Source organism: Alphaproteobacteria bacterium, assembly GCA_033762625.1.
Taxonomy (GTDB): Bacteria; Pseudomonadota; Alphaproteobacteria; order UBA9219; family RGZA01; genus RGZA01.
The window spans coordinates 40,272-63,600 of record JANRLI010000017.1; the positions used below are offsets into that span (position 1 = coordinate 40,272).

Annotated in this window: 17 protein-coding genes; 6 read left to right on the forward strand and 11 right to left on the reverse strand. The window is 48.6% G+C overall.

The annotated features are described in order from the left end of the window. Window positions 1–74 precede the first annotated feature (74 nt). Window positions 75–1,991 (forward strand): ATP-dependent zinc metalloprotease FtsH, encoded by a 1,917-nt coding sequence (gene ftsH, locus SFW65_08590; protein MDX1923169.1) that lies wholly within the window; start codon window positions 75–77, stop codon window positions 1,989–1,991. Window positions 1,992–2,028: 37 nt separating this feature from the next. Then, the gene (locus SFW65_08595) at window positions 2,029–4,068 is read left to right on the forward strand and encodes a hypothetical protein (GenBank protein ID MDX1923170.1); all 2,040 of its coding nucleotides are present in this window, start codon (window positions 2,029–2,031) and stop codon (window positions 4,066–4,068) included. A 25-nt stretch (window positions 4,069–4,093) separates the two neighbouring features. On the opposite strand, the gene tldD is transcribed toward SFW65_08595, so the two are convergent. Next, a complete protein-coding gene (gene tldD / locus SFW65_08600) occupies window positions 4,094–5,527 on the reverse strand; it encodes a metalloprotease TldD (GenBank protein MDX1923171.1) in 1,434 nt (477 codons plus the stop codon). Window positions 5,528–5,637: 110 nt separating this feature from the next. On the opposite strand from tldD, the gene SFW65_08605 reads away from it, so the two are divergent. Continuing rightward, the gene (locus SFW65_08605) at window positions 5,638–6,468 is read left to right on the forward strand and encodes a class I SAM-dependent methyltransferase (GenBank protein ID MDX1923172.1); all 831 of its coding nucleotides are present in this window, start codon (window positions 5,638–5,640) and stop codon (window positions 6,466–6,468) included. Here SFW65_08605 and SFW65_08610 read toward each other — a convergent pair. The 7 genes from SFW65_08610 to SFW65_08640 all read right to left on the reverse strand — a co-directional run bounded on the left by SFW65_08610 (window position 6,465) and on the right by SFW65_08640 (window position 18,659). Beyond that, on the reverse strand, window positions 6,465–7,607 hold the full coding sequence (locus SFW65_08610) for an NAD-dependent epimerase/dehydratase family protein (protein ID MDX1923173.1): 1,143 nt from the start codon (window positions 7,605–7,607) through the stop codon (window positions 6,465–6,467). The genes SFW65_08605 and SFW65_08610 overlap by 4 nt on opposite strands. A 1-nt stretch (window position 7,608) precedes the next feature. Next, on the reverse strand, window positions 7,609–8,946 hold the full coding sequence (locus SFW65_08615) for a nucleotide sugar dehydrogenase (GenBank protein ID MDX1923174.1): 1,338 nt from the start codon (window positions 8,944–8,946) through the stop codon (window positions 7,609–7,611). Window positions 8,947–9,030: 84 nt separating this feature from the next. Further along, a complete protein-coding gene (locus tag SFW65_08620; GenBank protein MDX1923175.1) occupies window positions 9,031–10,539 on the reverse strand; it encodes a hypothetical protein in 1,509 nt (502 codons plus the stop codon). After that, entirely contained in the window at window positions 10,536–12,635 is a 2,100-nt protein-coding gene (locus SFW65_08625) for a glycosyltransferase family 4 protein (GenBank protein ID MDX1923176.1), read from the reverse strand. Before SFW65_08625 ends, SFW65_08620 begins: the two co-directional genes overlap by 4 nt. An 83-nt stretch (window positions 12,636–12,718) precedes the next feature. Beyond that, entirely contained in the window at window positions 12,719–14,254 is a 1,536-nt protein-coding gene (locus SFW65_08630; GenBank protein ID MDX1923177.1) for an efflux transporter outer membrane subunit, read from the reverse strand. Continuing rightward, window positions 14,247–17,420 carry an efflux RND transporter permease subunit gene (locus SFW65_08635; protein ID MDX1923178.1) on the reverse strand — a complete coding sequence of 1,058 codons (3,174 nt, stop codon included), beginning with the start codon at window positions 17,418–17,420 and terminating at the stop codon, window positions 14,247–14,249. The genes SFW65_08630 and SFW65_08635 overlap by 8 nt, the downstream gene beginning before the upstream one ends. A gap of 12 nt (window positions 17,421–17,432) precedes the next feature. Then, window positions 17,433–18,659 (reverse strand): efflux RND transporter periplasmic adaptor subunit, encoded by a 1,227-nt coding sequence (locus tag SFW65_08640; protein MDX1923179.1) that lies wholly within the window; start codon window positions 18,657–18,659, stop codon window positions 17,433–17,435. Window positions 18,660–18,852: 193 nt separating this feature from the next. Between SFW65_08640 and SFW65_08645 the strand changes: the two genes are divergently transcribed. Continuing rightward, complete coding sequence (locus SFW65_08645; GenBank protein ID MDX1923180.1) at window positions 18,853–19,467, forward strand: TetR/AcrR family transcriptional regulator; 615 nt, start codon at window positions 18,853–18,855, stop codon at window positions 19,465–19,467. Window positions 19,468–19,475: 8 nt separating this feature from the next. On the opposite strand, the gene SFW65_08650 is transcribed toward SFW65_08645, so the two are convergent. From SFW65_08650 to SFW65_08660, 3 genes are read right to left on the reverse strand one after another with little or no spacing between them, the layout of a single operon-like run. Continuing rightward, window positions 19,476–20,381 (reverse strand): hypothetical protein, encoded by a 906-nt coding sequence (locus SFW65_08650; GenBank protein MDX1923181.1) that lies wholly within the window; start codon window positions 20,379–20,381, stop codon window positions 19,476–19,478. Continuing rightward, window positions 20,372–21,025, reverse strand: a complete 654-nt coding sequence (locus SFW65_08655; GenBank protein ID MDX1923182.1) for a DUF1007 family protein — start codon at window positions 21,023–21,025, stop codon at window positions 20,372–20,374. Before SFW65_08655 ends, SFW65_08650 begins: the two co-directional genes overlap by 10 nt. Continuing rightward, entirely contained in the window at window positions 21,004–21,477 is a 474-nt protein-coding gene (locus SFW65_08660) for a Fur family transcriptional regulator (GenBank protein ID MDX1923183.1), read from the reverse strand. Before SFW65_08660 ends, SFW65_08655 begins: the two co-directional genes overlap by 22 nt. A gap of 218 nt (window positions 21,478–21,695) precedes the next feature. Here SFW65_08660 and aztA point away from each other — a divergent pair, with 218 nt between their 5' ends. Both aztA and SFW65_08670 read left to right on the forward strand, forming a co-directional pair. Continuing rightward, window positions 21,696–22,448: a zinc ABC transporter ATP-binding protein AztA gene (gene aztA, locus SFW65_08665; protein MDX1923184.1), complete on the forward strand. Its 753-nt coding sequence runs from the start codon at window positions 21,696–21,698 to the stop codon at window positions 22,446–22,448. Continuing rightward, entirely contained in the window at window positions 22,448–23,320 is an 873-nt protein-coding gene (locus SFW65_08670; protein ID MDX1923185.1) for a metal ABC transporter permease, read from the forward strand. Before aztA ends, SFW65_08670 begins: the two co-directional genes overlap by 1 nt. The last annotated feature ends 9 nt before the right edge of the window (window positions 23,321–23,329 follow it).

Genomic DNA, 23,329 nt, shown 5'->3' on the forward strand with positions numbered 1-23,329 from the left:
GCACTATATCTCTTTGAACCACACGGCTTAAACTAAACGTCCACCGATTACCCACCTAACGCTGAGGTCTTCTCTTGAATAATTTAGGCAAAAATATCCTGGTTCTGATTTTAATGGCTGTTGTATTCATGGGTTTGTACAACATGTCGCAAAATCCTTCCCCTGTTGCAGCTGGTGCAAATATCCCATTTAGTGATTTCCTTGCACGCGTGGATGAAAAGAAAGTTTCCGATATCACGATTAAGGGGCAATACATCTATGGCCGCGGGGCAGATAATCAGGCATTCACAACCTATGTTCCGCCCAACACCAGCTTGACCGAAATGTTCAAGGACAAGAATGTGCGTGTCACTGCGCAGCCCGATGATGGCAACCAGCCAAGTATTTTAGGCGTGCTTATCGGCTGGTTCCCGATGCTGCTTTTAATCGGTGTGTGGATTTTCTTTATGCGCCAGATGCAATCCGGCAGCGGCAAGGCGATGGGCTTTGGCAAATCGCGCGCACGCATGCTCACCGAAAAAACCGGCAAGGTTGTATTTGAAGATGTTGCAGGCGTGGATGAAGCAAAGCAGGAACTGACCGAAATCGTCGATTTCCTTCGTGAGCCGCAAAAATTCCAGCGCCTTGGCGGTAAAATTCCAAAAGGCGTATTGTTGGTTGGCCCTCCGGGTACAGGTAAAACGCTTATTGCTCGCGCCGTTGCAGGCGAGGCTAATGTGCCGTTCTTCACCATTTCGGGTTCTGATTTCGTTGAAATGTTTGTAGGTGTTGGCGCTGCGCGCGTACGCGACATGTTTGAACAAGGCAAAAAGAATGCCCCTTGCATTATTTTCATCGATGAAATCGACGCATTAGGCCGCAAGCGCGGCGCAGGCGTTGGTGGTGGTAATGATGAACGCGAACAGACACTCAACCAATTGTTGGTTGAAATGGATGGCTTTGAGGCCAATGAAGGCGTGATTTTAATCGCAGCAACCAACCGCCCCGATGTGCTTGACCCTGCGCTGCTGCGCCCGGGCCGCTTTGACCGCCAAGTGGTTGTGCCAAACCCTGATATTTCGGGCCGTGAGAAAATCCTTCGCGTTCATATGCGTAAAGTTCCATTGGCAGCTGACGTCGATGCGCGGGTAATCGCGCGTGGCACACCGGGTTTTTCGGGGGCCGATCTTGCCAACCTTGTGAATGAAGCAGCGCTGATGGCAGCGCGCCGCAACCTGAACACCATAGGTATGGCCGAGCTGGAACATGCCAAAGATAAGGTGATGATGGGCGCAGAGCGCCGTTCCATGGTCATGACCGAAAAGGAAAAGAAGCTGACCGCCTATCACGAAGTAGGCCATGCTTTAGTTGGCCTGCATATGCCGGAGCATGACCCCTTACATAAGGTAACGATAATTCCACGTGGCCGCGCACTGGGCGTGACCATGAGCCTTCCTGAACAAGACCGTTATTCAATGTCGAAATTGCAGTTGAAGTCACAGCTGGCATCCCTGTTTGGCGGCCGCGTTGCGGAAGAACTAATCTTTGGAAGTGATCATGTAACCACTGGCGCATCGAACGATATTGAACGTGCCACCGGCTTAGCCCGGCGTATGGTGACCGAATTCGGTATGAATGAAACCTTGGGCACGATACGCCTCAGCTCCAATGAAGAAGAAGTATTCATGGGCCATTCGGTTGCACGCCAGCAAAACGTGTCGGAAGAGACCAATCGCCGCATCGATGAAGAAGTGCGCAAACTGATTGACTGGGCCGAAGGCAAAGCACGCGAGATTCTTACCACCCACATGGAAGATTTGCATAAAGTTTCCAAGGCGCTTTTGGAATACGAAACATTATCGGGCGATGAAGTACGTGCATTATTGCGCGGCGAAAACATCAACCGCGATAACAACAATCCGCCGCCCGCAAAGCCTGTCGCCAGCAAATCGGGCTCTGTCCCTTCCAGCAGCACAAGCCTGCCACCCGGTATAGAAACCCAAGGTACGTAACCTTAGAAAGCTTTCGCCCATATATGTCGTATTATAAATGACTTGGACGACTACCCTCTTTCGTTTCATTGTTGACGCGTTTCGACCGCCTTTTCGCACCACGCATTGGATGGTGCTGCTCTATGTCGTTATCTCGGCGATTTATAATCCCAACAGCCATTTTAATCATTGGACCATGCCGGACACCGATGATTACACCCGCTTTGTGCAGGTGTTTAATTGGCTGGACGGGCAAAGCTGGTTTGATATGCGCCTACCGCAACTTTATCCGCAGCATGTCATCAGCATGCACTGGGCGCGGCTGGTTGATATTCCGCTGGCAGGTCTGCTCCTTGTATTCGAAGCCTTAAGTCACTTCTTTCAATGGGATGCGCCACGCAGCAGCTTGGCAATGCTGGTCGCGTTTGTGCTGCCCTGCATTTTGTTATTCTTCCTGCTTAAACTGGTGCGCCGTTTTGCAACCCCGCTGCTTGGCAAGGGGTATGCGGGCCTCGCCTGTTTCATGGTGCCGCTTTCTATTCAGCTCATTTTCCAGTTTTCGCCCATGCGGGTTGACCATCATGCCTATATTCTGCTGGGCGCGGGTGTTGCGTTTTATGCTCTGCAATCCATGGTATTGGGCATTCGGGAAAAACGCATGGCGGTGCTAGCAGGCCTTGCGATTGGCCTTGCGATGTGGAATGGCGCAGAAATTCTTCCCATGCTGCTGGGGTTTTGCTTCTGCATGACCTTGCTGATGATTGTATCAAAACGCCCGGCCTTCATTAATGGGGTGATATTTGGCGGGTCGCTGCTGACAACCAGCATCCTTGTGTTATTAGTTGCTAAAGCGCCGGCGGTGCGCTGGGCAACGGAATATGATTCCTATTCTTTCTTTCATGTGATGTTGGCCGTTTATGTAATCGCGTTCTTTGCGGCGCTGTTCATCGTCTCGCGCATGACTAAAAGCATGCCGGTGTTGCTGACCTTTGCGCTGTTTGCCAGCATGGTTGATTTATATGTATTCCTGCTGCAATTTCCGGATTTCATCATGGGACCCTATGCAAAAGTAAATCCTCTGCTGCAGCAAGTCTTCTTCCCCAATATCCGTGAAGCGATACCGTTTTATGAAGCATGGCTGAAGCTGGGGGATAGTTTTTCATCCACACCCAATCAGGCGATTGGCGGGGCAATTTATTACCTGTCCACCCGTTTGTTTGCACCAACGATTGCGCTGATTACTAGCCTTTATCAACTATTTAAACCACGCCAATCGCAGCGTGTGCGTAGCCTCTGGCTTCTTTATGCATTTTTCACAGTGTTTTTCACCAGCCTTGCCATGTTCTGGGAAGTGCGCCTGATTAGCTATGCGCAGTTATTAGCGATGGTGCCGCTGGTATGGCTGCTGATTAATTACCTCAAAACCCTCCCTCACCATTATTCAGGGCGCCAGTTATTCGCTTGGGAAATGTTGGTTGTTCTTTCCTTTACATTCCTTCCCACAGTGATCATTCCGGCAATTATTCAGGGCAGCAAACTAAATCCCGATATCATGTTCTATCTAGGCAATAGCGGGCCTATGCCATGCAAGGACCGCACACAAACCATTTCATACCTGCGCGATTTGCATGATGACGAACATGTGACTGCAACCATCATGGCGCAGATGGATTACACCCCCGAATTTATGTTTTATACCAAACACCATTTTATTGCCGCGCCCTATCATCGCAATGACCGAGGCATCACGGATATGGTGATGTTCTTCCGCTCCACCCGCGATGATGTTGCGGCGCGTGCGATCGCCAAAAAGCTGGATTTGGATTACGTGCTAGTGTGCAAAGCGGCCTATTATGAAAGTACGCTGGATAGCGCGCCGCGCATTAAAACCACCAATCTCACGGTTTCAATGAACAAGATTGAAACACGGCCCGATGAAAAGGAGCTGGAGACATTATCGCTGGGCTACCGTATGAGTTACGATAAAATACCGACATGGCTGGAACAGGTTGTTATCCCCATGGAAACGGAATTCGCGTTGTATAAGGTAAAGCGCAATCTGCTGGATAAACCTTCCAGCTATCCCGCCAAGAAATAAGCATCAAACGGTAGCGCCGGAAATTTTAAACAGCGGCTCCGCCGACGGTCATGCCGTCAATCTTCATGGTGGGCTGGCCTACCCCCACGGGCACGCTTTGCCCATCCTTACCGCAGGTGCCAATGCCGCCATCCAGCGCGCTATCATTCCCAACCATGCTAATTTTTTTCAATGCATCTGCGCCGCTACCAATCAGGGTTGCGCCTTTAATCGGCGTAGTAATTTTACCACCTTCGATTTTATATGCTTCCTGTGCGGAAAATACGAACTTACCGGAGGTAATATCCACCTGCCCGCCACCGAATTGCGCGGCGTAAATTCCGTTTTTAACCGAAGCAATGATTTCCTGCGGCGCATAGCTGCCCGACATCATATGCGTATTGGTCATGCGAGGCATGGGTTTATGCGCAAACCCTTGACGACGGCCGTTACCAGTTGAACCGGTACCCATTAAACGGCCATTTAATCTATCTTGCATGTAGCCAACCAAGATACCGTCTTCAATCAGCACAGTGCGTTGGGTTGGTGTACCTTCATCATCTATGGTTAGTGACCCGCGTCGATTTTCAATTGCACCATCATCCACCACCGTTACGCCGGGGGCTGCCACACGGCTGCCCAGCAATGATGTGAACACGGATGTTTTTTTGCGGTTGAAATCCCCCTCTAATCCATGGCCGATGGCCTCATGCAACAATACGCCCGGCCAGCCTGGGCCAAGCACCACGGTGGTTTCACCCGCCGGTGCATCAACCGAGCGCAGATTGGTTTCTGCCATGGCAACGGCGGTATCGACCATAGGCATCCAGTATTTTGGTTCAACGAAACGTGCATAGGCTTCGCGCCCACCGCCGCCAGCCCAGCCGGATTCCTGACGCGTGCCATCGCGCATGATGACACTGACATTTAAACGCACCAAGGGGCGGATATCGGCAAGGCGTTGGCCTGAGGCGCGAATGATTTGCACCGCCTGCCATGAGCCTGCCAGCGTCACGCTAACCTGTGACACACGCGGATCTTTACCGCGGGCATATGTATCCATCGCCTGCAATAATGCAATCTTATCTTCAAAGGCCATGGCATTTAGCGGATTAGCATCAGCATATAAGTGGCGATTGGTTTGCGCAGGATCCATCGCTGCTGTTCCTGTGCGACCTATCTTTACTGCCTGCACGGTTTGCGCAGCGCGTTTGATGGCTGCTTCATCCAATGTGGTAGCATGGGCAAGACCCGTGACATCGCCAACCACCCCGCGCAATCCAAAACCTTGCGATGTATCGGCATTGGTCATTTTTAGCTTGCCGTCATCAAACACAAAATTTTCGCTTGATACATATTCCAGAAATAACTCGCCATCATCGAGGCCTTTTAACGTATCCTGAACAAGGCGCGTGACGCGGCCTTCATCCATTCCGGAACGGTTAAAAAAGAGTTCATTGGTTTGTTGAAGGGGGTTCATTTATGGGGCTTTATGATTGTTGTTAATTTTTTAAATACTTATAGAATCATATAGTATTGCTTGTGCCCGCCGCAACCCCTTATCCCGGTTTTTATCGCCAAAGGTTCGTCATGGATTTTGCCAAAGTACCCATCGAAAACGTGAAATCCTATTGGGATAAGCGCCCATGCAATATCCGCCATTCCACTAAGCCCGTTGGCACCAAAGAGTATTTTGACGAGGTTGAGGCACGTAAATATTTTGTTGAACCGCATATTCCCGGGTTTGCCGAGTTTGAACGGTGGAATGGCAAAAAAGTATTGGAAATCGGCTGCGGGCTTGGCACCGACACCATCAATTTTGCCCGTGCAGGTGCGACCGTGACAGCGGTTGATCTATCAACCGAAAGTTTGAACCTTGCCAAGCAGCGTGCAGAGGTTATGGGGCTTGCCGATAAAATCACATTTTATAATTGTAACTCCGAAGAGCTAAGCAAAACAGTTCCTGTAGAAACATACGATCTTATCTATTCATTCGGCGTGTTACACCACACCCCGCATCCTGATGTTGCGCTGGCAGAAATTCGCAAATACGCCAAGCCCGGCACTGAAATTAAAATTATGATGTATTACAAATGGTCGTGGAAAGTGTTTTGGATATTAGCGCAGGAAGGCTTCCGCTTTGATCAAACGGATGCGCTGATTGCCAAACATTCCGAAGCACAAACGGGCTGCCCCGTAACTTATATCTATACCAAGAAAACCTTGACCGAATATGTGGAACGGCAGGGGTTTGAAGTGAAAGATATTTTTGTTGATCACATTTTTCCGTATTTCATTCCTGATTATGTGAAATACATCTATCGCTTCGAGTGGTTTTTTGCGTGGATGCCGAAACCATTATTTCGCTGGCTTGAAAAACGCTTTGGTTGGCATGTGTGCGTAACTGCGGTTGCCCACTAAACAAACTTCTTCGCTTTATCTTCTGATTTGAACAGACCCATCGCCGGAATATCCTTGGGAAGGCCTGCCAAAGCCGACATACCCAAAGTGCCTGCATAACGGTCATCGGTTTTTTCGACAAACGCGGCCTTGCGTTCGCTCTCTGGCTTCTTCAATTCGTTATAAATCCACGCATAGGTTTTTTCCAAACCCGTTTGCAAGGTAATACCCGGCGCCCAGCCAATTTCTTTTTTTATCTTGGTATTGTCGCTGTTACGGCCACGTACACCTTGCGGTGCATCCAATTGGTAATTGCGTTTAAGCTTAATGCCTGCGATACCTTCGACGATGCTGACCATTTGATTAATTGTCACCAATTCATCACTGCCCAAATTCAGCGGCACGTTGCAATCGCTCTCCATGATGCGCATGGATCCCTCCAAACAATCATCAATGTACATAAAGCTGCGGGTTTGCTCGCCATCACCCCATATATCAATTTCGTGGTGACCGGAAATTTTGGCATTAGCGATTTTACGGCAAATGGCCGCGGGGGCTTTTTCGCGCCCACCATCATAGGTGCCTTGCGGGCCATACACATTATGGAACCGCGCAACCCGCGTGGTCATAAAATAATCTTCCATAAAATGGCGCGCCATACGTTCGGAGAACAGTTTTTCCCAGCCATAGCCATCTTCACATAACGCTGGATATGCATCTTCTTCTCGCAAGGGTGTTACGGCTGCCTGTTTTTGTTTCTCGGCATTATAAACACACGCAGATGATGCATAGAAAAAACGATCAACCCCGCTGTCACGTGCCGCCAATAACATATTGGTGCTAATCAGCACCGATAACATGCATTCGGCCTTAAACCGTTCGATAAACCACATGCCGCCCATATCCGCAGCAAGGTTGAACACAATCTTTGCATCCTTGCAGACATTGTAACAGGTCTGCATCTCCTTGAGATTACCTTGACGGTTATCAATATCGTCGAAACGCTGATACCATTCGGTCAGCGGTTTTACATCAACCGCACGTATTTTTGTAAAACCTTGAGTGCGTAATCGTGCAACCAGATGACCGCCGATGAAACCACCCGCGCCTGTAACTACGATTACATCATTTTTTGCATCTTTAGCTAAATTCACGGTCATCTTATCCTGCCTTTTTCTTTACAAAACTGTTGCCGCGGCCAAGTGCCAGCAATACAGCCTTCTTTCCAAATTTGTTCGGGTCATATATGCGCCAGCAATCGAAAATCACCAACGGATTTTTGCGCTTACCAATAGTGAGCTTGCGATATTCGTGTTGCGCATTCATCACCAGCAACACATCCACTTTTGCGCCAAGCGTTTTAATGTCAGGAACAACCGACACTTTGTCATTTAACGCTGCTTTTGCTGCTTTTGCGGCAAGCGGGTCGGTAATCGATACCTTATAGCCATTGCGCAGCAATTGCGCGGCAAGCGCCATACCCGCGCTGCGTTCAATTACGGGCGTATCTGGTTTATACGACATGCCGGCAATACCGATATGCGCGCCGGACGGAAACATTTTCTCAATGCGCTTATTCAAACGCTCTGTTTGATAATCATTGATGCGGTCAGTCGCAAAGGATAAATCAACCCGCGCACCCAATTTGCGCGCCATCATCGATAACGCGATGTTGTCTCGCGGAAAGCAGGGGCCACCATAAGCCACCGCCCCTTTAAGATATTTTTTGCCGATACGGCTGTCAGCGCCGACGGCCGCTGTCACTACATCCACATCTGCGCCGGGCAAGCGTTCGCAAATATCAGTGAGCATATTCGCATAAGAAATTTTAGCGGTGACAAAGGTGTTAATCGAGAGTTTAGTAAGTTCGGCGTTCACACAGTTCATACGGTGCAAAATGGTGTCCTTGCCGCACACTTTTTTGTAGATATCGCCGACGGTTTTGCCTGACCGCGCATCGGATTCGCCAATTAAAATAAAGTCAGGATCAAGCATATCGCCAATCACACTGCCCAGCGCGATAAATTCAGGATTATAGCAATACCCGATGCTATCGCCCACAATCTTGCCGGTCGCTTTCTCAATCGTCTCGCGGATAATACTATCGCTAGAGCCGGGCATTACCGTAGATGTGACCACAATAATATGCCGTGTTTTTTTCTTTTTAATGGCCGGCCCCATTTCCTTTATCGCACTAAGCACAAAGGCGTTATTGAATACACCATCTTTGCCAGAAGGGGTCGGCACGATGATGAACGTGACATCGGAATTCAGAACCGCCTCTTCCATATTCATTGTGGCGCGCAAACGGGCGCGACCTTTTTTGATGAATTCCTGTAATTGCGGTTCCGGCACAGGGGCTATGCCGCCATTAATAGCCATGACGAATTTTTTATTCTTATCAACCGCAGTTACGCGATAGCCCTTGGCGGCCATGACCGCAGCAAAGGGAGAGCCAAGCTTTCCAAGGCCAATAACGGAAAGAGATAGAGAAGACATTACGAAATACGCTCCAGAAATAACGAATTTAGAATTGTGTCGTTAAACGGGGCTGGATGCAAGAATTAGCAAGTGATTTGCACGTTATTTGGCCTTTTTTGCACCGACATAGCCGTGGCGGATTCGTGTGCCAAACGGTGTTTCCTGCATATTGGTATAGGCTTGCAACAAGCGGCACATCTCGAACTGGTTACCATTGGTTACAATGAATTTTCGCGGCGCATGGGTAGGAATTGGAACGCGCTGCTGTTCCAGTTGCAACATGGTTTCCATAATTTTGATGAGCTGCTCATTGTGTTCTTTATCAACCTGAAAATCTTCGCCGCGCCATTCCTTATAACCAGCTATAAAAATGGTACATTGCGCGTCCGCTTCTTCCGGCGAAACACATTGTAAGTCAGCAAGGCCTGATTTTTGAGCAAATTCGGCCTGTTGTTCGCGGCCAATAAGCAAGATTTTTCCGGTAAAACCCAGCTGCTTCCATACTTCAACAAATGCACCAAACTGTTCGGTGCTATAGCCCATATAGCCTGCAACATGATCACGGTGGAACGGATAAAGAATATCCGCAAGATAGGGCTTGAGATGTTCAGGCGGGCACGGCACCCAATCACCCGAATAATTCGGAAAATGATATGGTTCTTTTGCGGCTGTCGGACAAAGCGAATTTAATGCGGCGAGCACATCAGTTTTGCGCTTATCGGTTAAACGAACCTCCTCAAGTTTTTCATTGACCAAGCCCCATGTATCACGCTGCTCCGGTACATCGGGGCGTACGATTTGATGCACAACCTCATCCCAGGAGTTCGATTTGCGGCCCGCGCCATGCGCAATACTTTGTGTGCGGGTATGGTTGCAATGCCAACCTGCCAACCATTTATCTGCCGATAAGGTCTCGCCGTATTTGATATAAAAGCGTTTGCATAAATTGCTGTCCATGTGCCAACCAAGGTTATAACGCTCATCAAACCCGTCCATCGCAAAAATATCCTTGCGCAGGAATAGCTGGAAATCACCCGGCGCATCAAAGAGCGCAAACTCCCCACGTTCAAGTATTTCATTGATGTGATATCGCATGCCCCATTCCTTCATGAGGCGGATATTTTCTTTGGGGTTGCTGCGGGCGAGCCCTTCCCATAATAAATCGGGCATTTCATAACGCGGCAGTTCATAAAACCCGTCTGGCAAGTCACGTACCACATCGGATAACGACTTGCTGTCATCATGCATGGCAAAAACCATGTCGGTATTGGTGCATAACATCCAGCGGTTATTCGGATTGCTGGCCCGAAACGCCACATTGCGCGACACAGGTTCCAGCGCAACCAAATCCGTTTGGGATTTAAAGTATTTGTTATGGTGCTTGGGGCGCACGCGAATGATGCGCAGCATGGATTTACAACGCGGCGTCAGCGTATCGGCAATCGCTTCAGGGAATGTAATGAAATCATCAGGCGTGTTGTAATCCACAAATATGATTTCATCGTCCTTATCGGTCAACACTTCGGCAATGCAGTTCAAGCTGATGGCCGCACGTTTATGCAGATTATAACCATGACTATCATTGCGACCGTACAGAATGACTGAGATCATTTCATCAATTCCTCAATACGCTTACGCAACCGTGCGCCAGTAACTTCAGGATTATAATTGGCCGCAATATGCGCCTGCCCTGCCTTGGCAAGGTTTGCGGCAAAAGCCTTATCTTCCACAACACGCTGCATGGCTTTGGTTGCCTGTGCAAGATCAGGGTCGAGCCATTGATGGCCTTTTTCCTGATCAAGGAATTTATAGGCATCATAGACAATACTGCACTCCACTGCATCGACCAGTAATGCGGTTTTAACATTTGCAAAATCGGCAGTACCGGAACCTTTCGTTACGATAACAGGCTTGCCCAATAGCATGGATTCCATAATCGTTCGTCCATAGGCAGAGGAACGATGCAAGCTGACATAACAATCAGCCAGATTGAGGAAGGACGCCATTTCCACATCCGAGTAATTATTGTGATAAAGGATAATGCGCGTATCTTTTTGCGCTGCTTCCTGCAATTTATGGCGAGCAGCATGTTCTTTCGGCGCATTTCCTTTTTCAATATTGCGTGTTTTAATAAGTAACCGCACATCAGGATTATTCGGAAATGCACGCTGAAACGCAGCAACAACGGCAAGCGGGTTCTTGCGCGCCATTAAATCAAAACAATCAAACGCAGTAACAAATACAAACACATCATTCGGCAGACCGTATGTTTTGCGTGATATATCTGGGCTGGGCTGCATGACCGTGACAGGGTATGGCATAACATGTACGGGCTTGCTGGTTGCTACTGCAAATACCGATTTTACATATTCACTGGGAACCCATATTTCATCGAGCAAATCAAGACCAGCGCGATGCGCGCGGGGTAGCTTGCTGGTCTCCCATGTGCAATAGCCGATATTGGTGCGACCATTCATGGTTGAAAGGCCCTGCGATAGCATTACATCGGCGCACTTGCTGGCATCCACCGCAAAAATATTCAATTTGCCCCATGGCGAGGTAATTAAGTTATTTGCCTTCACAATGCCAAGATAGGGTTCATAGGGCGGCAACAACGTGGTCATCGATACCTGCGCGGTTTGAATGGCCTGTATCAAACGGCGCGTAATACTATTAAAAGTTGCGTTGGTTTCGCCAACATCAATCAGGTTTACCCATGCTTTACCGGTGTCCTGCGGCAGCGCAGGTTCATCTTCCATAATATATTTCTTACGTGCCTTGGTATCACCCGCTAAAAATATAGGCGGCTTTTGCAGCAACCCAAACTGGGATGCCAATGCTAGATGATGCTCTCCAACCGATTTTGGCAAGGGCAGCGTTGCAAATGCGCCATTGTAAAAACGCTTTATATAATCGGTAACCTGGCTTGGATTTTTCCAACCCGCCACATCGCCCATTCCGGCAAGACGAAGTACTTCGTAAATTAGCCCCGTTGCATGTACATTATTCATATCGCTGGGGAATAATGGCCCGTTGAGGTATTTGACCAGTTGCGGAGAAAATAACCGCAAATCAATTTCGGTCATTTGCACAAGCATTAAAAAGCGCATGAAAAAAGTGATACGCGCCATCGCATCAGCGGGAGCAAAAGGAACTTCGGGTATAAAATCACGCCACACTTGTGCCATGCCACGGGATAACGGCAGTGCTGGTTCATGCGGCGAGCGTGCGCAGGGATAATCCTGCGCTAAATAATCAAATACGGCATCGGGAAGCAGGCGCGATGGCAAATTCATGCCTACATAATATTTACCTGCAACCTCGGTATATAAATCTTCGATACCTTTTTTGGTTTTGATATCGCATAGACGGTCAAACGGCGTAACATAATTGGCAATCAGCCACAGTAAATTGGTAATCGGCAATGGATAATTGCCGGGCGCGGGCTGATTAAGCCATTTCAATAAATCTTCGGTCAATAAAACCGTATTAAGCGCACCGCCATCACGGCCAAAACGGCGGTGCAGATAATCAAACAACAAACCGCTATGGCGCATTTGTTTTTCAACATCAGTCAGCTTGTAATCTGAATCGGCTATTGTGAATGCCTTTTGCTGCAAGGGCACATGCAGATAGGCTGGCAGTTCCGCTTCGTTCGAAGGCTTGGACATGCGTTGGAATAGCGAAAGATTTTTATCTGGAGTCACGAAAGGATTGTCTCTTGGTTCAGGCGGATAGCCCTGAAGGATAAGAGAAAAAAGCCACTACGTATAGAGTCTCAAAAACTGCGTTACGGGTTGGTTTTCTTGGCAGAATCAACGGTTGCAGTTTCTGGGGCTACTACTGGAGTTGCGGTTTGCATATCTTTCGTACTCCATGAACCGCCCAGCGCGCGGATAAGCTGCACGGTGGCTACGTAACGACCACCAAGGACCTGTACTTCGCCACGCTCAGCGGCAAGTAGTGAGCGCTGCGCATCGATAAATTCCAGATAGCTGATATAGCCATTTTCGTAACGCGTCTTGGCAATCGAGAATGCTTTGCGCGCCGCGCGAACCCCTTCGGCTTGTGCTTCGGCTTCACCTTTGAGATAACGCAGTCCACTCAGCTGGTCTTCAACTTCCTTAAACGCAACCAACACACTTTGGCGGTAATTGGCAACGGCTTCTTGAAATTCCGCTTTGCTCAACGCAAGGTTGGAGAAATTACGACCTGCATCAAAGATAGGTGCAGTCAGCATAGTGCCAACGAGCGGTCCCAATAGCCATGTGCGGCTTGACCAGTCAAAGAGCTGGCCCAGTTGGTTGGATTGGAACCCGCCCGACGCCGTGAGGTTAAGCACTGGCCAGAAAGCGGCACGGGCAACCCCAATGCGTTCATTTGCTGCTGCCATTTGCTTTTGCGCAGCTTGAATATCCGGGCGGCGCTGAAGCAATTCCGATGGTACGCCCGCAGGAACAACAGGCGGAACACCGGAAATGGCATTCTTTTTCATATTCAATTTGGCGGGCGGCTTACCCAGCAATAATGCAAGGTTATGTTCGGCTTCGGCGCGCCGTCTGCCTACTTCCAAACTTTCGGACTTGGTTTGCGCAAGCTCGGCTTCAGCGCGCGTAACGTCAAGTTCGCTGACATCACCGATTTTTAAACTGCGCTTGGTCAAATCGCGGGTTTCTTCGCGAAGCTTTTGCGTGGTATTTAAAATTTCCTGTTCGCGGTCAAGTGAACGCAGGGCATAATAGGCCTGCGCGACATCTGCTTCGAGCGATAGCATCGCAGCATGATAGGCTGCCTCGGCACTTGCAGCACTCAATTCTGCTGAATTCGATGCAGCGCGATTACCACCAAACAAATCCGCTTCATATGAAACCGTGCCCGAAGCCGTATAGGTATAGGTGGTTTTTGACATGCTGCCATGGGGTAAGCCAAGCGAAACGGCTGATGGCTGACCAATTGTTGGACCAGCACCCACATCAAGGCGCGGGAATAATGTACTATCTGCAATTCCTGAACGCGCGCGTGCCTGTTCGAGGCGGGCTTTTGCTGCTTCGAGTGTTGGGTTTTGCTGTTTTGCTTCTGCGATCAGTTCATCCAGTTGCTTGTCATTAAATACATACCACCATGGCCCGCCCGCCAATAAATCAGTGCGTGCGGGTGCCCACGCACCATCCGCAATTTTTTCGTTGGATGCTGGTGCCTTTGCAGCTTCCTTGAATGCTTCGGGTGTTTGCGTATCGGGCATCACCAAATCAGGTGCGAGGGTGCAGCTTGCGAGCAGCAAGGAAGAAACGGTGACGATAATTCTATTCATGGCTACCTTATTCATGGTGGGCCCCTTGCTGCGGGATTTGTTTTTTATTGCGCGTCGCCAGCTGACGAATGAGAACATAAAATACCGGCGTAAGGAACAGGCCAAAGAAGGTTACACCCAGCATTCCCGAAAACACAGCAACGCCCATATCACGGCGCATTTCTGCACCAGCGCCAGTGGAAGTTGCCAGGGGAATTACCCCCATAATAAAGGCAAAGGATGTCATCAAAATCGGGCGCAGGCGCAAATGGCAGGCTTCAATCGCTGCATCGACAATGCTGCGGCCTTGAATTTCCAATTCGCGCGCGAACTCAACAATCAAAATCGAGTTTTTACACGACAGCCCCACCAGGACGATAAACCCAATTTGGGTAAAAATGTTATTCTCCTTGCCCATAATCCACACACCTGTAATAGCGCAAAGAAGACACATCGGAACAATCAAGATAACGGCAAGCGGCAGACTGATGCTTTCGTATTGCGCGGCGAGCACAAAGAAAACGAACAACACACACAGTGGGAAGACAAGCAATGCCGTGTTGCCAGCAAGAATTTGCTGATAGGTTAAATCTGTCCACTCATAACTCATGCCCTTTGGCAAGGTTTCCTTGAGAATGCGTTCGATTTCTTCCTGCGCCTGACCCGATGAAACGCCGCGTGCCGGCCCGCCATTCAGGTCAGCAGAACGGAATGCGTTATAACGCATGGCGCGATCAGGACCGTAAGTTTCCTTTACATTTACCATCGCACCAAGCGGCACCATTTCATTGTTATAATTACGCACTTTAAGCTGCAAAATATCTTCAGGATGCGCGCGGAACGGCGCATCGGCCTGTGCGACCACGCGGAAGGTACGACCAAATTTATTGAAGTCGTTGATATACAGTGAACCCAGATAAATCTGCATGGTGTTGAATACTTCGGTCAGCGGAATACCCAGCTGTTTGGCTTTCGCGCGGTTTACTTCGGTATCCAGCTGCGGCACGTTGATCTGGTAGGAACTGAACACGCTCCATGGATCCAATAAATTGGACATGCGGGCCTTATTCTGCACCTGCATCATGACATTATTCAATTCATCATATCCGGCATCGCCGCGATCTTCGATTTGCAATTTAAATCCGCCGATTGTACCAAGGCCCGATACAGGTGGCGGCGGGAAAATAGCGGTGAACGCATCTTTAATGCCTGCATATTTCTGCGTGAGTGATGCGGCAATCGCAGCGCCTGATAAATTTGGCGACATACGTTCTTCAAACGGTTTCAGGGTTGTAAACACGATACCGGCATTCGGGCTGTTGCTAAACCCCGCAATTGATAAACCAGGAAACGCAACCGAGCTTTCAACGCCGGGCTCTTTTAATGCAATTTCAGACATGGTGCGGATAACTTCTTCGCTGCGTTCAAGCGATGCGCCACCGGGCAACTGCGCGAATGCAACAAGATATTGCTTGTCTTGCGATGGCACATACCCCGCAGGGACCATGCCGAATAACAAGAACGTGGCAGCAATCAAGCCACCATAAATCATCATCGCAATGCTTTTACGTCCTAGAATTTTGGCAACACCGTGTGAATAATTATTAGAACTGGCGCGGAAAAATTTGTTGAACCAGCTAAAGAAGGGGCCGAACAACTTATCCATGGCCTTGGTGAGCGCGTCCTTTGGCGCATCATGGCTCTTGAGCAACAATGCCGCCAGCGCTGGCGATAAAGTGAGAGAGTTAAACGCAGAAATAACCGTAGAGATGGTAATGGTAAGCGCAAACTGGCGATAGAACTGGCCCGTAAGACCACTGATAAATGCGATAGGAATAAACACGGCACACAGCACGAGCGCGATGGCAATAATCGGCCCACTCACCTCTTTCATCGCTTGAAATGCGGCATCACGCGGCTTAAGTCCGTTTTCAATATTTCGTTCGACGTTTTCAACCACCACAATCGCGTCATCCACCACAATCCCAATCGACAACACAAGCCCGAACAGTGATAGCGCATTAATCGAGAAGCCAAACAAATGCATGAAGGCAAATGTCCCGATAATAGAAATCGGTACAGCCAATAGCGGAATGATGGATGCGCGCCATGTTTGCAAAAAGATAATGACCACAAGCACCACCAGAGCCACAGCTTCGAGCAATGTATGAATAACTTTTTCAATCGATTGGCGAACGAATACGGTGGGGTCGTACACGATGCTGTAATCAACGCCTTCGGGGAAATCCTTTTTCAATTCTTCCATCATCGCGCGGATGCGGTCAGAGATTTCAATCGCGTTTGCGCCGGGGCTTTGGAAAATAGGTACCGCAACAGCAGGTTTGTTGTTCAGCAATGACCGCAGCGAATATTCCGAAGCACCCAGTTCAAGGCGTGCCACGTCTTTTAATTGCGTAATGGAACCATCCTGCCCTGCTTTTAAAATAATATCCCCGAATTCCTCCACGGTTTGTAAACGGCCCTGCGCATTCACGGGCAATTCAAAATGCACATCTTTCGCAGCGGGCGAACCACCGATGATACCTGCCGCAACCTGAATATTCTGTTCGCGAATGGCATTTACAACATCGCTGGCGTTCAAACCACGGGCGGCGACCTTTTGCGGATCAAGCCAGACGCGCATCGCATAGTCACCCGCGCCGAATAACAATGCCTGCCCCACACCTTCTATACGCGCCAAACGGTCTTTGACATTAAGCAGCGCGTAATTGCGCAGATACAGCATATCATAGCGGTCGTTGGGGGAAAATAAGTGCACCACCAATGTCAGGTCGGGAGAGCTTTTTGCAGACGTCACACCAATGGTGCGCACAACATCGGGAAGGCGCGGCAATGCCTGCGAAATTCTGTTTTGCACCAATTGCTGCGCTTTATCCGCATCGGAACCCAGCTTGAACGTAACGGTAATATTCACATTACCGTCAGTTGTAGCTTGCGATGACATGTACAGCATGTCTTCAACGCCGTTAATGGCTTCTTCAAGTGGAGCAGCAACGGTTTCAGCAATAACTTTGGGGTTCGCGCCCGGATAAGCAGCGCGCACCACAACCGATGGCGGCGCAACTTCCGGATATTCGGAAATGGGCATCAACGGGAGCGAAATCAGCCCTGCAATAAAGATGAAAAGCGATAAAACCGAAGCAAGAATGGGTTTATCAATAAACGTGTTGGAGATATTCATAAACTGCTCTGGCTACTCGGGTTTCTTTGGCTGATCAACGCTTGATGGAATATCCTGAACTTTAATCGGTTCTTTTTCGGCAGGGATAAGCACAGGTACGTCATCTTTTTTTGCTTCGCTAGGTCTTACATCAGGTTTTACTTCCGGCTTTGCTTCGGCAGGCTGCGCGACTGGAGTGCCGGAATTTGCTGTTGGCGAAGCTTCCGTCTGCATATCCACCAAATCGGGGGTTACCGGCGCACCGGGGCGAACGCGCATCAGGCCGTTGACAATCACCTTATCGCCAGCTTTCAAGCCGCTGTTCACTACGCGAAGACCATCGACGATGGAACCTAAGGTGACTTCGCGGTACTCCGCCATGTTCTTGTCATTCACAACGAATACGTATTTTTTACTTTGGTCAGTACCGATTGCCTTTTCGCTAATTAGCAAACGCGTTTCAGCCCGCGGTGTGCCAAGTTTCACGCGCGCGAACAGGCCAGGCACCAATTTGCCATCGGCGTTATCATTAATTGCGCGAACACGAATGGTTCCAGAGGACACATTCAACTGGTTGTCAAACGAGTGGATGGTTGCAGAAATGGGAGTGTCTTTTTGATTAGCCAGACCAACTTGAACCGGGATTTGTTTCAACGCATCGGCAGGGTAATGCTGGATATGGGAAAGGAAGGTTTGTTCGTCCACCTCAAAGCTGATGTAAATCGGGGAAAGCGCAACAATACGGGCCAAAACCGGGGCAGAACCGCCAGCGTTCACCGTATTGCCTTCGGTGATTTCAGCGCGGCCAATCTTCCCAGAAATAGGGGCAACAACATCAGTATATTCCATATTTAAGCGGGTTGCTTCCACAGCGCCCTTGGCTGCACGCATATTACCTTCGGCAATACGAAGCGCACTTGCGCGTTCGTCATATTCCCGTTTTGAAATCGCCTTGGTTGCCATTAAATTCTTGGCGCGGGCAATTTCCTGCTTTGCATTTACGAGCGCTGACTCTGCAGCGGCAAGTGTGCCTGTTAAACGGTCATACTCGGCTTTGTAAGGGCGCGGGTCGATTGTAAATAGGATCTCACCTTTTTTAACCATCGCGCCGTCTTGGAAATGCACCTTTTCAATGGTGCCGGAAACTTTTGGTTTTACTTCAACTGCATCCATTGCTTCGATGCGGCCAGAAAACTCACTCCACTCAATCACATCTTTTTCCAATACCGCGGCCATCGTAATAGGCGGCGGTGGAGGCATGGCGGGGGGGCCTTCGGCATGCGCGACAAACAGTCGCGCACTGGAAATTACTCCAATAATTACAATAGCAAACAAAAATAGATTTTTTCGATTGAATACAACCATTAGTTTCTCCAAAATGAGATACAATATATAGAGGGTGTTGACTAGGCAGTCAACCCAACCTAAATGATAACCTGAAAACAGTTTTACGATGGCACAACCTAGCACAGCAACGCATAGCGCCGATACGCGCACAAGATTACTGGAAGCAGCCCATACACTTATATGGCAGAACAGCTATAGCGGCGTAAGTGTTGATGATATTTGCCGCCGCGCAAATGTTAACAAAGGTAGCTTCTACCATTTCTTCCCAAGCAAAAATTCATTGGCTATTGCAGCGCTGGACGACCACTGGCAACAAATCGAACCCGAAATTAAAAAGATTCTCTCAGCACAAGCGAAGCCAAAAGAAAAAATCAAGATGCTGAGCCAGTTTATCTACGATCAGCAGAAAGAAAAATTTGATGCAATCGGCCATGTATGCGGCTGCCCCTACGCATCGCTTGGCAGTGAAATGAGCATGCAGGATGAAACGCTGCGCCAAGCGGTTGAACGCAAACTCGAAAATGCAACACTGTTTCTGGAACAAATTTTGCGTGAAGCTGTATCACTCAATATTATTGAAGATCACCAGATTAAAGAAAAAGCACGCGAGATGGATGTATTTATTATTGGCATCATGACCACCGCACGTGTGCGCAATAACCTTGACTTGTTCAAGGGCGATCTGGAAACCGGCCTGCTGCGTATTGCAGGCATGAAGTAATCATAACATCAGCGATTTGGTAAGTGCATCAGTGGGAGTGCTTTCCTGGTTTCATCCGGCATTGGCTTGATGTTGTTTGCGGCAACCGTTAGAAAGCTGGCGCACACCAAAATCACGATACAACCGCCAGTAATACTTAGCAGTCCATGCGCCAGATGCATTTTGTGCTCGGATTTTTTGATAAAACCCAGTGCCATGTTTTTAGATTTAACCGTAATTACAGCCAGAATGCTGGTGGTTAGCGCAGTACCAATCGCCATTGCAAAAATCGCAAAAATGCCCGGCAATACAACGCCCATGATGCAGGCAAGGAACAGCAATAACACCGCACCCGTGCAAGGGCGGATACCAATCGAAATAATAATAGCGATGATGGATGGCAAATCATGCTTCTTTTCCAGCTTTGCCATTTCTGGCCCATGCGCATGACCGCAATGCTCATCATGATGGTGATGATTGCAATGCACGTGATGGTGGTGCTTGGACTTAGATAGCGCAAATAATTCTTTTGCGCCGCGTATAATCAAGCCCATGCCCAACAAGCTCAAGATCCCGTAACTTACAATCTCAAGCATGGACACAACATATTCAGCCTGCGCACGCGCAAGGTTGAGGATGTAGAAAAAACTAATAACAACCGTGATCGCAACCAGCGCCTGCATCAGCGATGACAAGAGCACAATAACCAACCCGCGCTTCAAACTGTTTTCATTGGCCAGCATGTAGCTGGATACAATCACCTTTCCATGCCCAGGACCTATTGCATGGAATGCACCGTATAGAAACCCGACCAACATCAGACTGAAGGTGGATAACAGTGCGCCACCTTTAATCATCTGCAAATCATTGATTATCGTATCATGAAAGATGCGCTGGCCATCCTGAATGACCTGAACAATGTCGGTTATTTGCATGTGATGGTAACCTTTTCAGCAAAGGAATAGCCAAAATCTTTTGGTGCGGTGGCTTTTTTATCGAGCGCTGCGGCGGATGCAATTAAATTTATATCAACGGCTGGGTGGGCAATTTCAAAATTGCAGTTTTTGGGCGCGGGTCCTTCGAAATGTACAGGTTCTTTTTCGTAATGCCCCATATCGATGTAATAGGTCGGGTCATAAATGCGGTAGGTAAGCTTTTGTTTATTGGCATCGAATGGTTCAGCAAAGGGCAGCGTAAAATCAATCGCAATTTGATCATGTTCCAAATACGAATCCATCGCAGAGAGTTCGCCAAAAGCCAGTTTTTTATCACCATCCATTTCTACAACAGTGAAATAATTAAATTCCTTAAGGCCTTTCAGGTTTTCACGGGCGAGCTCCATCAGCTCGTCTTTGTCGAGCTTGCCATTATGATTGGGATCAAAATCCTGCAACGCAAAAGCAGTGTACATCTTATCAAACAGCCAATGCTCCTTCATGGCGATGATCTGCCCTTTATCATTGAATACAAAGGCAGTTTTCATCGATATCCACGCATGCGGGTGCGCAGATAACGGACAGGGGAGCACAAAAACAACAAGCAAAAGTATAATACGTATCAAGCTTGGCATTCGCGGCATGTTCCATGAATTTCCAGCACATGATGCTGCGGGGTAAACCCAAGCGATATCGCATTTTTATCAAGGCGACGCACAGCAACATCATCATGCAATTCAGCGGTAGCGCCGCAACCGTTACAGAGCATCAATACGTGCTGATGCTGTTCGTCCACATGTTCACAAAGTATAAAGGCATTTTGGCTTTCCAGTTTTACCACCACACCCAGCGACACCAAAAAATCAAGACAACGATAAATGCTGGCAGGTTCGATTTTCTTTTCGTTAGCTTTTTCTTTTTGGCTATTCAGTTTATCGCGCAAATCATAAGCGCCGATAGGATTGGTTTGCTGCAAGAGCAAATTTAATACATCAAGGCGCAACTCCGTCATGCGCTCACCCCGCGCTTTCACGCGGTCAGTAACCACGGCAATAAAATGCTGCTTATTGCGTTTATGCTTGTGATGCTTGCTCATACGGCCTTCCTAGATCTTAATTGTGTCTAGATTATATCCGTTAACATACAAAATTAAAATGATATATTGTATCAATAAGAAAACCGTGCTACCACCATGCCATGGCACATCGCGCATCACATTTTAAACCAATCCCAACCGCCCTTTCTGCTTCAGCACTCACCCGCCTTTTATGGATGGCATGGCTGCTGGTAGGTATCTGGGCACTGGTGGGCTAAATGGGAATTCAGATTAAAAATATCACCGCCGGTTATGACCGCCACCCCGCCATCCACCATGTTTCAGGCACATTTAGCAGTGGTAGTTTAACGGCTGTGATTGGGCCAAATGGTTCTGGCAAAAGCACGCTGCTAAAAACTATTGCCGGTTTTATCAAACCCATGTCAGGCGAATTGAATTTTACCGAAGCAAATAAAAAACGCATCGGCTACTTGCCGCAGATTGCGGAGATTGACCGCACTTTCCCGCTTTCGGTTTACGATGTAGTGATGATGGGGCATTGGCCAAGCTGCGGCAATTTTGGAAGTGTTTCTTTAAAGCAACGCGAGCAGGCATTAGCTGCGCTAGACGAAGTTGGCATGGAAGCATTCGCGCAGCGTTCAATCGGCGCATTATCATCAGGGCAATTTCAACGCGTGCTCTTCGCACGGCTAATGTTACAAAATGCGGATATTCTTTTATTAGATGAACCATTTTCCGCGATAGATACACGCACCGCGCATGATTTGCTGCATTTGATCGAAGCCTGGCATAAAAAGGGCAAAACAGTTTTAACGGTGTTGCATGATATGGAGCAGGTAAAACACCATTTCCCCGAAACGCTTATTCTAGCGCGAGAAATCGTTGCATGGGGCCCAACCGCCACGGCATTAACTGATAAACATTTGGCATCTGCGCAGGAATTATCGCAACACTGGCATGATGATGCGGTGGCCTGCCGCCGTGATACAATGAGTGATGAGGCAGCGTGATGGAGCTTATCAACACCATTATCAGTCCTTTTGCTGATTACGTATTCATGCGCCGCGCACTTATCGGCTGCATTATTTTATCCCTTGGCGCCGGGCCGCTAGGTGTACTGCTTATTTTACGCCGTATGAGTTTAATGGGCGAAGCCATGTCGCACGCCGTATTGCCCGGCATTGCCGCTGGATTTTTAATTGGCGGCTTATCGGTGCCATTAATGGGCCTTGGCGGTCTAATCGCCGGTATTCTTGTTGCACTATGCGTTGGGATTGTTACCCGTACCACCATCTTGCGTGAAGATGCGAACCTTGCTGCGTTCTACCTGATTGCACTGGCTTTGGGTGTGCTACTGATTTCACTGCACGGCAACACCATTGATTTGGTGCATCTGTTATTCGGGTCGGTACTTGCGATTGATAAGACTTCCTTGCAATTAATGGCAGGCGTAACCAGTGTGACGCTCGTTTTATTTACGCTATTTTATCGCCCTATTCTTACTGAAGCTTTTGACCCTATTTTCATGCGCTCGGTGAACCGGTTCGGTTCCTTGTATCATTTGCTTTTTCTTGTCCTGGTCGTAATCAACCTGATTGCGGGGTTTCAGGCCCTGGGCACACTCATGGCAGTTGGATTAATGATGCTGCCCGCAGCTGCTGCGCGGTTTTGGGCACGGCATTTCCTATCCCTATCACTCACCGCATGCGGAATTGGAATTTGTTCAGGCTTTATTGGCCTGCTTGTTTCCTATTATGAAAATGTTCCTTCGGGCCCTGCGATTATTCTGACCGCCGGATGCGTTTATATTGCTTCACTCTTGTTCGGGCGATATGGCAGCGTCCGGGCACGATATTACCCTGCCAAGCATCTTGAAAACTGACCACAAGGA